This is a genomic window from Alistipes sp. cv1 (genome assembly GCF_900240235.1).
Classification (GTDB): domain Bacteria; phylum Bacteroidota; class Bacteroidia; order Bacteroidales; family Rikenellaceae; genus Alistipes_A; species Alistipes_A hominis.
In genome coordinates this window covers 166239-179203 of record NZ_OEPW01000001.1, presented here as the reverse complement: position 1 = coordinate 179203, position 12965 = coordinate 166239, and the positions used below count along the sequence as shown (strand labels likewise).

The 12965-nt window shown below is 50.3% G+C and carries 11 protein-coding genes and 1 pseudogene; 5 read left to right on the top strand and 7 right to left on the bottom strand.

Annotated elements, in window-relative coordinates; all coding sequences use genetic code 11:
- Position 1: 1 nt before the first annotated feature.
- The 7 genes and pseudogenes from C1A08_RS00790 to C1A08_RS00755 form a co-directional block, all read right to left on the bottom strand.
- Positions 2-1435, bottom strand: a complete 1434-nt coding sequence (locus C1A08_RS00790; RefSeq protein ID WP_055204060.1) for an MATE family efflux transporter — start codon at positions 1433-1435, stop codon at positions 2-4.
- 18 nt (positions 1436-1453) lie between these two features.
- Entirely contained in the window at positions 1454-2320 is an 867-nt protein-coding gene (locus C1A08_RS00785) for a DUF3737 family protein (RefSeq protein ID WP_101570716.1), read from the bottom strand.
- Between the two features lie 11 nt (positions 2321-2331).
- On the bottom strand, positions 2332-2901 hold the full coding sequence (locus C1A08_RS00780) for a DapH/DapD/GlmU-related protein (RefSeq protein WP_101570714.1): 570 nt from the start codon (positions 2899-2901) through the stop codon (positions 2332-2334).
- 15 nt (positions 2902-2916) lie between these two features.
- Positions 2917-3963, bottom strand: a complete 1047-nt coding sequence (locus C1A08_RS00775; RefSeq protein WP_101570712.1) for a cyclophilin-like fold protein — start codon at positions 3961-3963, stop codon at positions 2917-2919.
- Positions 3964-4203: 240 nt separating this feature from the next.
- Positions 4204-5025 (bottom strand): carboxymuconolactone decarboxylase family protein, encoded by an 822-nt coding sequence (locus C1A08_RS00770; RefSeq protein ID WP_101570711.1) that lies wholly within the window; start codon positions 5023-5025, stop codon positions 4204-4206.
- 11 nt (positions 5026-5036) lie between these two features.
- Positions 5037-5417: pseudogene (locus C1A08_RS00765) on the bottom strand (putative quinol monooxygenase); the annotation flags it as partial.
- Between the two features lie 256 nt (positions 5418-5673).
- Complete coding sequence (locus C1A08_RS00755) at positions 5674-6759, bottom strand: alpha/beta hydrolase (RefSeq protein ID WP_101570709.1); 1086 nt, start codon at positions 6757-6759, stop codon at positions 5674-5676.
- A 167-nt stretch (positions 6760-6926) separates the two neighbouring features.
- Between C1A08_RS00755 and C1A08_RS00750 the strand changes: the two genes are divergently transcribed.
- The 5 genes from C1A08_RS00750 (at position 6927) to C1A08_RS00730 (ending at position 12935) form a co-directional block, all read left to right on the top strand.
- A complete protein-coding gene (locus C1A08_RS00750) occupies positions 6927-7823 on the top strand; it encodes a helix-turn-helix domain-containing protein (RefSeq protein ID WP_055204077.1) in 897 nt (298 codons plus the stop codon).
- A gap of 19 nt (positions 7824-7842) precedes the next feature.
- Positions 7843-8676, top strand: a complete 834-nt coding sequence (locus C1A08_RS00745) for a helix-turn-helix domain-containing protein (RefSeq protein WP_101570708.1) — start codon at positions 7843-7845, stop codon at positions 8674-8676.
- Positions 8677-9275: 599 nt separating this feature from the next.
- Positions 9276-10850, top strand: a complete 1575-nt coding sequence (locus tag C1A08_RS00740) for a S41 family peptidase (protein WP_257937023.1) — start codon at positions 9276-9278, stop codon at positions 10848-10850.
- Positions 10851-11515: 665 nt separating this feature from the next.
- A complete protein-coding gene (locus tag C1A08_RS00735; protein ID WP_101570705.1) occupies positions 11516-12466 on the top strand; it encodes a bifunctional helix-turn-helix transcriptional regulator/GNAT family N-acetyltransferase in 951 nt (316 codons plus the stop codon).
- 13 nt (positions 12467-12479) lie between these two features.
- A complete protein-coding gene (locus C1A08_RS00730) occupies positions 12480-12935 on the top strand; it encodes a cupin domain-containing protein (protein WP_101570703.1) in 456 nt (151 codons plus the stop codon).
- Positions 12936-12965 lie beyond the last annotated feature (30 nt).

Sequence of the window (12965 nt, the reverse complement as noted above, 5' to 3'; positions counted from 1 at the left end):
TTTATTTTTTTATCCGTAATTTATAAATCCAGTTACCGCCCCAGAGTCTGACTAAGAATATCGCGCCCCGGAAACAAAGTTCGATGCACATGGCGAGCCACACGCCGCGCAATCCCATCGCGGGAGCGAGCCATGCGGCCAACGTCAATCGGACGCCCCAGATACTCGCGAAATTCATCAGGCTGGGAACCGACGTGCTACCCGCTCCGACGAAAACGCCGTAGGCCACGATGGAAGCTGCGAACATCGGCTCGGCAAAAGCTTCGATTCGCAGTATTTCGACTCCCAGTACGCGGATTTCCTCGACGGGCGTCATCACGCCGATGATTTGCGGAGCCGCCATATACATCAGCGCGCCCATGATTCCCATGACCGACATCCCCGACCAGACGGTGATGTTGGCGAAACGCCTGAGCAACCGGATCCGGTTCGCTCCGAGACTTTGTCCGACCAGTGTCGTAGCCGCTTCCGCGATGCCGTAGCCGGGCATGTAGCAAAGGCTTTCGGCTATGATGGCGAACGAGTTGGCGGCTATCGCGACGATGCCGAGCGGGGCGACGATAACCGTCGTCATGATCTGCGCGCCGCAAATGGCCGCGTGTTCGAATCCCATCGGCAGGGCGATGCGCACGGCTTTGCGCAACGTATCCTTTCGGGGCACGAGAAGCCCCCGTTCCCCGGACAGTTTCAGCAGGGGCGACCGGAGGCAGAGATACCACATCATCCCTCCGCCAGTCGCCAGTTCGGCGAGCACCGTTCCCAATGCCGCGCCTTCCACGCCCAGGCCCGCACCGGGTACGACGAAACTGAAGTCCAGAATCTCCATTTGCCGTGTCGGGAAGATCAGAAAGAAATTGAACACGACGTCGAGCAGGCACATCAGTACGTTCAACAGGCTCGGCACGCGCATGTTTCCGCTGCACCGCAACATCCCGCCCGCAAGGAAATTCAGTTGCAGGGCCGGCAAAAAAAGCGAAAATATCCGAAAGTAAACGGACGAATCGTGCCGTATGGTCTCGTCGCCGCCCAGCCAGCCTGGAAGCGCTCCGCCGATGGAGACGCCGACGGCCGCCAGCAAAGAACCGAATATAAATGTAGCCGCAACGGATTCCCGGAGCACCTTTCTGGCCCCTGCGAAGTCGCCGGCCCCGATCCGGTGCGCCACCTGTACGGAGAACCCCGTTGCTGCGGCCGCGCACAGTCCCCAGAACAGCCACGTCGTGGTCGATACCAACCCGATGGAGGCCGATGCGTTCGCCCCCAGGCTCCCTACCATCGAAGCGTCGATATACTGCATCGCAATGGAAGACAACTGGGCCATAACGGCCGGCGCACTGAGGTAGGCGGTCAATCGCAACTGCTGCCCCAGCGTCATCTTTTTTCCTTCGCGGATGAGCGATAAAAGGTAATCGGTATTGTCGTTTCCCGTTCCCATCGGCCTGTCCGGAAATTATCAGGCGGAGAAACAAGTCCGTTCGTCCCGGAGTTTCAGCGCGCAGTCGGCAGGAGCCTTGATATGCTTGTCGAGGATAATCTCGCCGTAACTCTCGGCGATTATGCGGCCGCTGCGGGGATTCTTCACGCTGCGGACGGGGCTGTCGATCGTGGCGTGTACGCTGCTGTACTCGAAAGCCAGGTCGCAGTCGTCGGCCATCACGCAGTTCTCCAACACGAGGTTTTCCGCATAGCACAGGGGCTGCGTACCGGAAATTCTGCAATTCACCAGACGCAGGTTGCGCGAGTGCCAGCCCAGGTATTCGCCGTTCAGCTCGGAATCGTAAACCGTCACGTTTTCCGTTTCCCACAAAGCGTCCTTCGTCGTGATTTTGGCATTGCGCAGTTCCATGTTCTTCACATACTGGAACACGTATTTGCTGTCGCTTTCCAGTCCGTCGATGCGGAGTCCGTTGCAGAACATAAACGGATAAGTTCCTCCGTGCAGCTTCAGATTCTTTATGTTCAGCCGGTTGCACCGCCAGAACACCTCGTCGGCGTCGGTCATCTCCACATTTTCGATCTCGATGTCATGCATCTCGCGGAACATCTTGGGAGCGTCGATCCGCGTATCGGTCATTTTCAGGTGGTCGGAATACCACAGGGCGGAACGGGCGCCGACATCGAAGAAGCATCGGTCGATGGCGAAGCCGTGGACGTGCCAGAAAGGATAATTCCCTTCGAACCGGCAATTGACGGCTTCGATGTTGCTGCACTCTTTAATGGCCGACTCTCCGGCGCGGACGGTTACGTTCTCCAGCCGGAGATCGTGCGATTCGAACAGGGGGCGCTCGCCTCCGAATTCCGTATTCGAAATAAGTTTCATCGTTTATCGTGTTATTCGTTTTTGATCGATTTGATGAGCCGTGCCGGAATACCGCCGACGACCGTATTCGTCGCCACGTCTTTCGTTACTACGGCCCCCGCTGCCACGACGGCATTGTCGCCGACGGTTACGCCCGAAAGAATCGTGGCGTTCGACCCTACCCAGACGTTCTTTCCCAAAACGATCGGGGCGGGATAAGTCGTTTTACGGTCTTCCGGAGCAAGTCCGTGATCGAGCGTGGCGAATACGACGTTGTGCCCGATTTGGCAGCCGTCGCCGAGGGTTACCCCGCCGTGATCCTGAAAGTGGCAGCAAGCGTTGATGAACACTTCGTCTCCTACGGCGATGTTCTTACCGAAGTCCGTATAGAACGGCGGGAAGACGCGGAGCGACGGCGGAACCCGGTAGCCGAACAGGTCGGAAAGCAACCCGCGCACTTCGTCCGCCGTATGGAAGGATGCGTTCAGCCGGAAGGTGACGCGCCTCGCCTCGTTGCTCATTTCGTCCATAAAACGGCGAATCTCCTCCGAGTCGAGCGCCTGGCGCGTCTTCGCGTATTCTTTGAAAGTTTCGATAGTCATGTTTTGTTCGTTATCTTATTGCCGTTCGAATTTTACCCGCACATCGCCGGCGACACGCAACGCCTCGATGCCGTCGCCGTCGATATGTCCGATTTTAATCAGGTCGTTGCTCCGCGATCCGTTCTTGCAAAAAATCGCCACGTTACCCCACGGCGCGTAGATCGTGATGTCGCCGGGTATGGGGACGCAGCCGCGCGCGGTGCCGGCGGTCGTCAGTGCCGGGGAAGGATAGAAAATCTTTTCGGTCGTCAGGTTGTAGTCCTTCAGCGTCACTTCCAACGGCAGGCGCGAAAGGAAGTCCCGTGCGGCGGCATTGTCTTCCATCGTGGCGGTAATCGTGCGGTCGCCGACCGAGATGTTTACGTTCGGCGATGAGATGCCGGGTGTGACCGGTTCTTCACGGCCGGCGCCGATTTCGTCGAGCCATTCCGCAACGCGGCCCTCCATCTGGGAAAGTGTCGAGGAGGTCAGCAGCAACGTTCGATCGACGAAGGTCGCTTCGGGACAGAGCGACCGCGCTTCGCCGATCGAAGCGGATATGCCGCTGCCGCCGCTCGTGGCGAACAGGGCGATCCGCTTGCCGGCGAGTTTCGAGGCGTGTTCGTGCAGGAAAGCCTGCATTGGCGTCGCCATGCTGCCGTACCAGATCGGATAGCCGACGAACACGATATCGTAACCGTCGAAGCTGTCTACCGAAGTGCCGACGGCCGGATAACGGCCTTGCTCGATAGCGGCCAGTTCCTCTTGCGCTCGCTCCAGCATGGCGTTATAGTCGTTCTCATAAGGCATTTGAGGTTCCACCTCTATCATGTCGCAGTCGAGTGCCGTCCGGATCTGTCGCGCCATACGTTCGGTATTACTCGTGCGCGAACTGTAAAGTACCAGGTATCGGCCGCTGCCTTCGGGAGCGAGCGTATCGGAATCGTCCGTATCGTCTCCTCCGCCGGGCTGTTCGGGAGTTTCGGGCTGTCCGGGCGTAAACGGTTCGTTGTCGGAACCCCCGCAGGCTACCATCGACAGAACGGCGAGCAGCAGGAACGGAAGCAATAGTAATTTTTTCATCTCTCTTTATTTATATTATTTATTTGATACAAAAGTAGATTGTCCCGGTCGTACTTTTTGTAGATAATTCCCCGGTTTATATACCCGAATTACGGATTGTGCTTCCGATTGCAAAAACGTCCCGTCGCAACAAAAGAACTCCCGTAATACGATCGATTACGGGAGTCTGTTTTCGGTATGCCCGTATTCATTTCGGACATTCGATGCCGTAGAGCCGTTCGACCTTCGCCGGCGAACCTTTTATCGCTGGTCGAGTTGACCGTATTCTTCGTCCGTAACGGGTTCGAGCCACTCGTTGGAAGCGTTCTCGCCGGGAACCTCGAATGCAAGATGGGCGAACCAGCTATCGGCCGCCGCCCCGTGCCAGTGCTTGACATTCGCCGGAATGTGGATGACCGTGCCGGGAAGAATCTCCACGGCCGGCTTTCCCTCTTCCTGATACCAGCCGCGCCCGGCCACGCCGATCAGCATCTGTCCGCCGCCGTTCGTCGCACGGTGGATATGCCAGTTGTTCCGGCAGCGGGGTTCGAACGTGACATTGGAGATCGATACCTGCTCGCGCGAAATCGGGGCGAGGTAGCTGTTGCCGGTGAAATACTGGGCGTATGCCGTATTCGGTTCGCCGATCGGGAAAATCATTTCGCGCTGGAAAGCGGCCTTGGCGTCCTCGCCGGCCGTATCCTCGGCCCACACGCCCTTTGCCAGGTTGAATGCCGCCCACGCTTTCGGCCAACCGGCATAGAAACCGATGTGGGTGATAATTTCGGCGATCTCCGTGCGGGTGATTCCGTTCTTTCTGGCCGACTGAAGATGGAAAACGAGCGAATTGTCCGTAATGCCTTGACTGATCAGGGAAGCGATGGTCACTACACTGCGGTCGCGCAGACCGAGTTTATCGGTGCGGCTCCACACTTCGCCGAAAAGGACGTCGTCGTTGAGTTCCGCGAATTTGGGAGCGAAGTCGCCTAACTGGTCGCGTCCGGCCGTTTGTACGATTTTTTCCTGTGCCATAACGTTGATTGTTAACATGCTGAATACTGAAAATAAAAGGAATTTATTCATAATCGTTTCGTTTATTGGATGAAGTTATTGATGCGGTTTGCTGGGTTGAGCGGCGTCTGGTCGGAGAGCACGAGCGTCTTGACCATATGCAGCGTTCCCTGTTTGTATTTCTGAAAATGCTCCGATGCAACGTGCGATTCGTAAGCCTCGCGGCTCGCATAGGTTTCGAGAATGGTTATCCTGCGGGGATTCTCCTTTTCGCTGACCGCATACATGGTCAGCACCCCCGGCTCGGTACGCAGGGAGATTTCGCCCACTTCGGTCGCATACTTCATATACTCGTCGAGATATTCCGGATAGACCTCTACTTTCGATAGCCGCACGATGCCGTCGGCCGCCATCGGCAGTTTGGCGCACATGCCGGGTTGCTTATCCAGATTCAGACATTTGCCGCATGACGGCAGGACGAACAGAGACAGAAAGCCTATGATTGTTTTGACCATAATCAGTTTTTATAAACCTGTTTTATTCGTCGATCTGACTTTCGGCGAGGTGACCTATCAGATCGATTTGCGCGTATTCCCGGTCGAACGTTTCCGTTTCCCAGGCCGACGGACGAATCATTCCCGCTCCGAGCAAATTGTCGAGATGGTCGGAATGGGCCTTAGCCGTCGCCGTTCGGTAAGCGGGATTTCGGCAATCGGAATCCTATTTTCCTTTCAAGGCTTCCTTAAAAAAAACGTCTATTTTGTCGAAAGGTATGACATCGAGGTTGTCGTAAAGATCGACGTGGTTGGCTCCGGGGATAATCAGCAGTTCCTTGTTGTCTCCCGTCAGCCGTTTGTAGGCGTCTTCGCTGAAATAACGCGAATGGGCCTCGGCCCCGTGTATCATCAGTACGGAGCTGCGTATTTCGCCGATGTAGGAGAGGATCGGCATATTGACGAATGCCAGGGAACTGGTTTTGATGATTCCCTCGTTTGAATTCGGCGACCGGCGGTGGTAGCCCCGTTCGGTCTTGTAATAGTCGTGGTATTGACGGACAAAGAGCGGAGCGTCTTCGGGAACCGGGTCGACTACGCCGCCGTTACGCTCATAACTGCCGTTGCCGTAGTCCTTGCTGCGTTGGGCGTTCAGTTGTTCGCGCAACTTGTAGCGATCGTCGGCGCTCATGGCGTCGAAATATCCGTTGGCATTCACGCGGCTCATGTCGTACATGGTGGAAGTGACCGTAGCCTTGATGCGCGGGTCGTTGGCTGCGGCATTGAGCGCGAACCCGCCCCAACCGCAGATGCCGAGAATGCCGATGCGCCCGGGATCGACATCTTCGCGGGCGGTCAGGTAATCGACCGCCGCGCTGAAATCTTCCGTGCTGATTTCGGGCGAAGTGAGGTAGCGGGGCGCGCCGCCGCTCTCTCCGTAAAACGAGGGGTCGAATGCGACGGTCAGAAAGCCGCGCTCGGCGAGGGTCTGCGCATAACGGCCCGAAACCTGCTCTTTCACCGCCCCGTAAGGGCCGCTGACCGCGACGGCGGCCAGGCGTCCCCGCGCATTCTTCGGTTTATACACGTCTGCGGCGAGCGTGATGCCGTAACGGTTGTGGAAAGTGATTTTCGAGTGTTCCACTCGGTCGCTCTGCGGGAAGGTCTTGTCCCACTCCTGCGTTAATTCCAATGTGTCCATGTCGGTCGATTTTATGTTTTTTAACGTTGTCTTTCCCGATGCCGCGACGTTCGTGAAAGCCAGAAACGTCAGCAGGCCCAATGCCGTTTTCAAAAAAACTCTGCCATCCATAATTTTCAGTTTTTATTAAACTTCCGATTGCAAAATTACCGCGATAAAACGGCGGGATTGTATACGATTTACCGATATTCATACCCGAATCCCCGATTCTGCAGTGAGGCCGTGCGCCGTTTGAATTAAATAAGTTATTTTTGCTCGAAAGAAAACCGTTCAGACCTATGGAAGAGATTATAAAACTCGACGAAGTAGACAAGTACAACAAATTTTTCGGACTCGAGACGCGGCATCCGCTGGTAAGCGTGGTCGATTTGTCGAAAGCGACGCGGTGGCCCGAGCATTTCAGGATCAATTATTGGGTGTATGCCCTTTTCCTGAAGGATACCCGTTGCGGCGACATCATGTACGGCCGTCAGAGTTACGATTATCAGGACGGGACGATCGTTAGTTTCGCGCCCGGACAGGTCGTGGAGACCGAGATGTCGCAAAATACCCGGCCGAATGCCCACGGTATCCTGTTCCACCCCGACCTGATCCGCGGAACGGCGCTCGGTCAGGAGATCCGGAATTATTCCTTTTTTTCTTACGAAACCCGCGAGGCGTTGCACCTCTCGGAAGAGGAGCGGCAAACCGTGATGGATTGCCTGTATAAGATCGAAGCGGAACTGAAGCACGGCATCGACAAGCACAGCCGCCGGCTGATTACGGCCAACATCGGGCTGTTGCTCGACTACTGTATGCGTTTTTACGAACGGCAGTTCACCACGCGCGAAGAGGTGAACAAAGACATCATCGTCCGTTTCGAACGGTTGTTGGACGACTATTTCGACAGCGAGGCCCCGTTGCAGGAGGGACTGCCGACCGTCAAATACTTTGCCGACAAGGTGTTTCTTTCGGCAAACTATTTCGGCGATATGATCCGCAAGCAGACCGGACAGACCGCTTCGGAATACATTCAAAACAAGCTGATCGAACGGGCCAAAGAATCTTTGCTGTCGACCGATAAGACGACGAGCGAGATTGCCTACGGCCTGGGCTTCCAATACCCGCAGCACTTGAGTCGGATGTTCAAACGGGTTACGGGTTGCACCCCCAACGAGTTCCGCTCGCGGAAATAGTCTTTATGCGGAAAAGGCGATGAGCGACTTGCAATTTCCCGGTCTCTATATCGGCGAAGCTGCCGATCTCCGCCCGGCGCTCCCGTCCCTCGTCCGATGCGGATACTATGCGCTGGTCATGGCGGCGGATGTTTCCGAATCCGGGACGAAATACGGCCGGCAGTACTACGATTACAACTGCGGGACATTGATCTGCCGCCATCCGGACGCTGCATATGCAGGACTTCCGGCCTCCTGCCTGTGGGCGGTTGCATTCCATCCCGATCTGTTCGAGGGCTGCGTACAGGAGAAACGGGCCGAAGAGTATACGTTTTTTTCGTATGCTCCCGCAGAAGCGCTCCACGTATCCTGCGAAGAACGTCGCATCCTCACCTCCTGTTTCGACGATCTGCGCCGGGAACTCCGTCACGGTGCGGATCGCTACACGCGCGCGATTCTGACCCGGCATATCATCCGGCTGCTGGATTATACGACCCGCTTTTACGAGCGGCAGTTCATCACCCGGAATACGGCGAACGAAGCCCTTGTCTGGGAGTACGAAGCCTTTGCCGACCGCTACCTCGCCGACGGAAAATGGGCGATACGGGGCCCTCTTACCGCCGCACGTTGCGCGGAACGGCTCCGGTTGTCGGAAGCCTATTTCGAAGACCTTCTCGAACAGGAGTTCGGACATACGCATCATTGCCACATGCAACTCAGGCGTATCGAGATCGCGAAACGGAAATTGCGCCTGTCACAGGAACCGCTTTGCCAGATCGTACGAGAACTCGGATTCCCTTCGGTGCAATATTTCGGCTTTCTCTTCAAGAAAATGACCGGACTTTCCCCCGGCGAGTATAAAAGAATAAATTGAGTTGATAAATTTGGACAGGTCTTGTCCGATCCTATCTTTCGATCCTATCGGCTCTTTGTCGAAGCGGATTCCGAGCCGCGTAACAATCTCTTTCGGTCGCGACTGTGTTGCCGGATAAGCGTGGAAATTCAGAATTTGAAACGGTATGGTATGGATATGCTGTTTTTCCAGTTCGACGAGGTAGTATAGGGCTTTTTGAAACTTGAAAACCATCTGACAACATATATCTTTCCGATGCCGCTGTCAGAATATATCCCTTCTCTTTATCCTGGCAAGCGCAGTAAAAACAGGGAATAATCAATGATTATATGCCGCTGCTTAAGTTCTGAATAAAGGCATGACAAAACGCATAAACAGGTATTGTATTTGAACTAGAAATATTTTAATTTTGATAAAAGCGTTCAGTTATTGAATAAAAAGCCGCGACTGCGAAGTGGGGCGTTTGCGTGAACAGACGGTACAGAAGCACGAAATACGGTGAAAGCATTATATGTGTGCCGCATATAAAGATAAAGACATTTTCAACAAGTATTTGGATTTACATTATGAAATCAAGAAAAGTCACGCGCATAATCTTTAAGGGTAAAAAATTATGCTTTATGCTGTCTGTTATGATTTCTCTGCCGCTATTAGGGTGTGCAGCAGGTGGGACATGCGACACGGCTCATAACAACTTGGATTCAGTTAAGCGTACCTGTTCCGATGAAATAGCATTTATTATCGATCATATCGAAAATACTTACATATCCGGTCGGCGAGGTATTAATGACGAAGAATGGAACAAAAACAAAAGTATCATTTATAGCCAATTACAAAATTTCTTTGATAAAGGAATGGAGGGGTATTACGTTTATGTGTGGCGCTATTTGAACCTGCTTAAAGACGATGCCCATTTCAAGTTCCCCGACGACGGCATATTCAACCGATGGGAATATTTCAAAAAAGACGATTACTTGTTTCCTTTATGGGTTCAGACATGGGAAGACGGATCGGTTTACAACGTAAAGGATTACAACGGCGTTATTCCCCGTTTCGCTCAAATTCTCAGCATCAACGGCCGCTCAGCTAAAGAAATGGCACTGATGAACCGGGCTATTGGACCCGGTGAGGAAGCCAATGCGATGGCTATGATGAATGCAAGGTACGAGGCAAGACCTGCAGCTTGGCCGAACTTCGCCAATTTTTTATTCATGGAAAGTATTCGTGCACCGTTCGAGGTCGTTTATATCCGACCTGACAATAATCAACAAGACACCGTTGTATTAAGGGGTATATCTCGTGAAGATAAGTATCGCCAATTTAAAAAATCAGGCGATAAACGTAAAGTCAAATCAGAAGTCGGCTTTGGGAAAAAACCAATCGTTTATGAAAATCTCGGCAATGGAATCGGCGTACTTTCGATCAATTCTTTCTGGGGCAAACGTTGGGCGGCCATGTTGCTGTTCGGCAAAGACTGGCGCTACAAACGCTTGCTTCGTCGAGCCATGCGCCGTATCGATCGGGACGATATAAAAGATCTGATTATCGATGTCAGTCTGAACTGCGGCGGAATGACAGAAAACGTATATTATACGCTAAATTATTTTACGGATAAGCCGATCGATATAAACGCCAAGTATCGTGTAATCGACGAAGGCAGAGAAAAATTACAGACGAATATAGAGAGAAGCCCGCATATAAAAGAAAGCGATCGGGAGCGTTTGATCGAATACATCGGAACACTGAAAGACGGAACCGTTTTTTGCACGGATACGGTCTGCGATCTGCAATATGTTCCAGATCATCCGAAACACGGTTTTAGAGGAAACGTATATGTCCTGACCGGCCCGCTTACTTACTCGGCGAGTCAGATGTTCGCCCGTTACTGTCAGACATTGGGAATCGGTCTGACGGCCGGACAACATTGCGGAGGATATACGGAAATTTCTACGGGAAATACGGCTAAAATAACATTACCTCAGTTAAAGCAATTGGAGTTCGAAGTTCCGTTTGGCGTTACCCAGATATGCAAGGAGGACGATCCTTACGATTATCCGCCGGTCGATATTCCGATCGACCATCCGTTCGAGGAGTGGCTGAAGCGGGAGAACCACAGTCTGAACCGGCTGATCGATATGATTCGGTCGGGTAAAATGGATTGCATTCGGATTACAGGCTTTCGCCCGAAGACATAGGCTTTATTCAGGGCGGAGTTTAACTAATTAAGTGATGAAAAAGAGAAAAAATCGACAGGAATTACAAGTAAAAAATATTGAATGTTGGTGATTTGTGAGCTTGTTCCTTGTCTGTTACCTATTTCTGAAAATGCAAAAAAGTAACGAATAAGTGATGAAATAATTATCCCCAATGACATCGAAAATACATTGTAAGTCACGACATGCAGAAATAAAAAAGGTTTAAAACATCAGTTTTAAACCTTTTAATCTCAATTTGTCACCAAATCGCTTTGATTCTCAGTGATCCGCCTGGGTTATGAACCAAACGTTATTTCTTCCTCAATATCAGCACTTTCATAAATTTCAGCTTTGCATCCGTCACGCTTTAGTCCTTAAAAACTGTCTGCTGTTGTCCGGTGTCTGTCTGCCAACATCTTGAGTTCAAATGTACGCATTATTTTTGAATTTTGCAAACCGTTGAAAATAAACATTCTAAGGTTAGTGCAAGGTGCAAGCTATATATATAAATATATACTTGCACCTTGCACTAAAATTTGTAGGCATAAATTCTCAAAATAAACTTATTACTTGCCAAGAGAGAAAATATTTTCTGTATTTCTTTTGCAGATAAAAGTTTGTTTTATACTTTTGTGTAATCAATTACGTTTTTAATAACATATAATATGGGATTTTTTGAAAAAACAGGTAAAATGGCTATTGGTAGCAGATTACGTATGCTTACCGATAAGGTTACAGCTGACGCATCTCAAATTTATCAATTGTATGATGTGGATATAAAACCTAAATGGTTTCCCGTCTTTTTTGTATTATCTGATGGAGAAGCTAAGACGATAACGGGTATTGCCAAAGAAATAGGTCATACTCACCCGTCAGTGAGTAATATTGTAAAAGAAATGGATGCAAAGGGGCTAATAAAAGAAATAACGGACAAAACAGACAAAAGAAGAAATGTTATTGTTCTGTCTGATAAAGGAAAAGAAATGGCAGATATTTTATCTACGCAATGCTCTGATGTAGCAACAGCAATCGAGAATATATCAAAAGAAACACGTAATGATTTATGGAGAGCTATTGAAGAATGGGAAGAATTACTTTCTGAGAAAAGTTTATTTCAACGGGTGAAAGAGGCGAAAAAGGCAAGAGAAAGCCATGATATACAGATAGTTTCTTATACCCCAAGTTTTCAAGCTATATTCAAATCGTTGAATGAGAATTGGATAACTGCCCATTGGCGTTTAGAAGCACATGATTTGGAATATCTTGATTATCCTCAACAAAATATTATTGATAAAGGTGGATATATTTTTGTTGCGACTTACAAAAACGAACCAGTTGGCGTATGTGCTCTCTGTAAAATGGATGATTTAATATTTGATTACGAATTGGCAAAACTTGCTGTCAGTCCAAAAGCACAAGGGAAAGGTATTGGCATTCTGTTATGTAAGGCTGCTGTAAATAAGGCAAAAGAACTTGGAGCCAAGAAATTATTCCTTGAAAGCAACACACTGTTAAAACCTGCTATTCATATATACAAAAAGATAGGATTTAAAGAACTTTCTGAATATCATCCTGCTTATGAAAGAGGTGATATTCAAATGGAGCTGACAATATAAATCGACAATATTTATGCTTAGTAGATTATTCGTTTTGAATGTAGCTAATTTATGTAGTTGTCCTTTTAATGAAAACATATTGAAAACAAATAACGAAAAAGCAATTAATCTAAAAAGTAGAAAGATGACAAAGACAAAAATTGTGGTACACAAAAAAGATGCCTTGAAAAAAGTATTTAAAGGTGTTTCATTGGATTCTTTGGCAATTGGTGAAAAGTCAATGGTAACCAAGATGAATTATGTAAAAGGTAATTTCGCTACAACGCATCAACACCCGCATGAGCAATGCGGCTATGTTATTTCAGGTGAATACCGATTGAAAGTGGAAATACCGGAAGAAAATATTGATATATTGCTTCATGCAGGCGATAGCTATGCTATTCCGGGGAACACGCCCCATTCGTTTGAAGTTATTGAAGGTGGTGAGGTTGTTGATGTGTTCACTCCTCAACGAGAAGATTACTTGTAATAATTGAGAATCCACCTTGCTGTTGATTTT

What these genes read in the sequence shown, in the direction of transcription:
- C1A08_RS00780 (WP_101570714.1), bottom strand. Translation starts at nt 2,901, where the DNA reads ATGACTATCGAAACTTTCAAAGAATACGCGAAGACGCGCCAGGCGCTC.
- C1A08_RS00785 (WP_101570716.1), bottom strand. Translation starts at nt 2,320, where the DNA reads ATGAAACTTATTTCGAATACGGAATTCGGAGGCGAGCGCCCCCTGTTC.
- C1A08_RS00775 (WP_101570712.1), bottom strand. Translation starts at nt 3,963, where the DNA reads ATGAAAAAATTACTATTGCTTCCGTTCCTGCTGCTCGCCGTTCTGTCG.
- C1A08_RS00735 (WP_101570705.1), top strand. Translation starts at nt 11,516, where the DNA reads ATGGGATTTTTTGAAAAAACAGGTAAAATGGCTATTGGTAGCAGATTA.
- C1A08_RS00755 (WP_101570709.1), bottom strand. Translation starts at nt 6,759, where the DNA reads ATGGATGGCAGAGTTTTTTTGAAAACGGCATTGGGCCTGCTGACGTTT.
- C1A08_RS00730 (WP_101570703.1), top strand. Translation starts at nt 12,480, where the DNA reads ATGCTTAGTAGATTATTCGTTTTGAATGTAGCTAATTTATGTAGTTGT.
- C1A08_RS00750 (WP_055204077.1), top strand. Translation starts at nt 6,927, where the DNA reads ATGGAAGAGATTATAAAACTCGACGAAGTAGACAAGTACAACAAATTT.
- C1A08_RS00745 (WP_101570708.1), top strand. Translation starts at nt 7,843, where the DNA reads ATGAGCGACTTGCAATTTCCCGGTCTCTATATCGGCGAAGCTGCCGAT.
- C1A08_RS00740 (WP_257937023.1), top strand. Translation starts at nt 9,276, where the DNA reads ATGCTGTCTGTTATGATTTCTCTGCCGCTATTAGGGTGTGCAGCAGGT.
- C1A08_RS00770 (WP_101570711.1), bottom strand. Translation starts at nt 5,025, where the DNA reads ATGAATAAATTCCTTTTATTTTCAGTATTCAGCATGTTAACAATCAAC.
- C1A08_RS00790 (WP_055204060.1), bottom strand. Translation starts at nt 1,435, where the DNA reads ATGGGAACGGGAAACGACAATACCGATTACCTTTTATCGCTCATCCGC.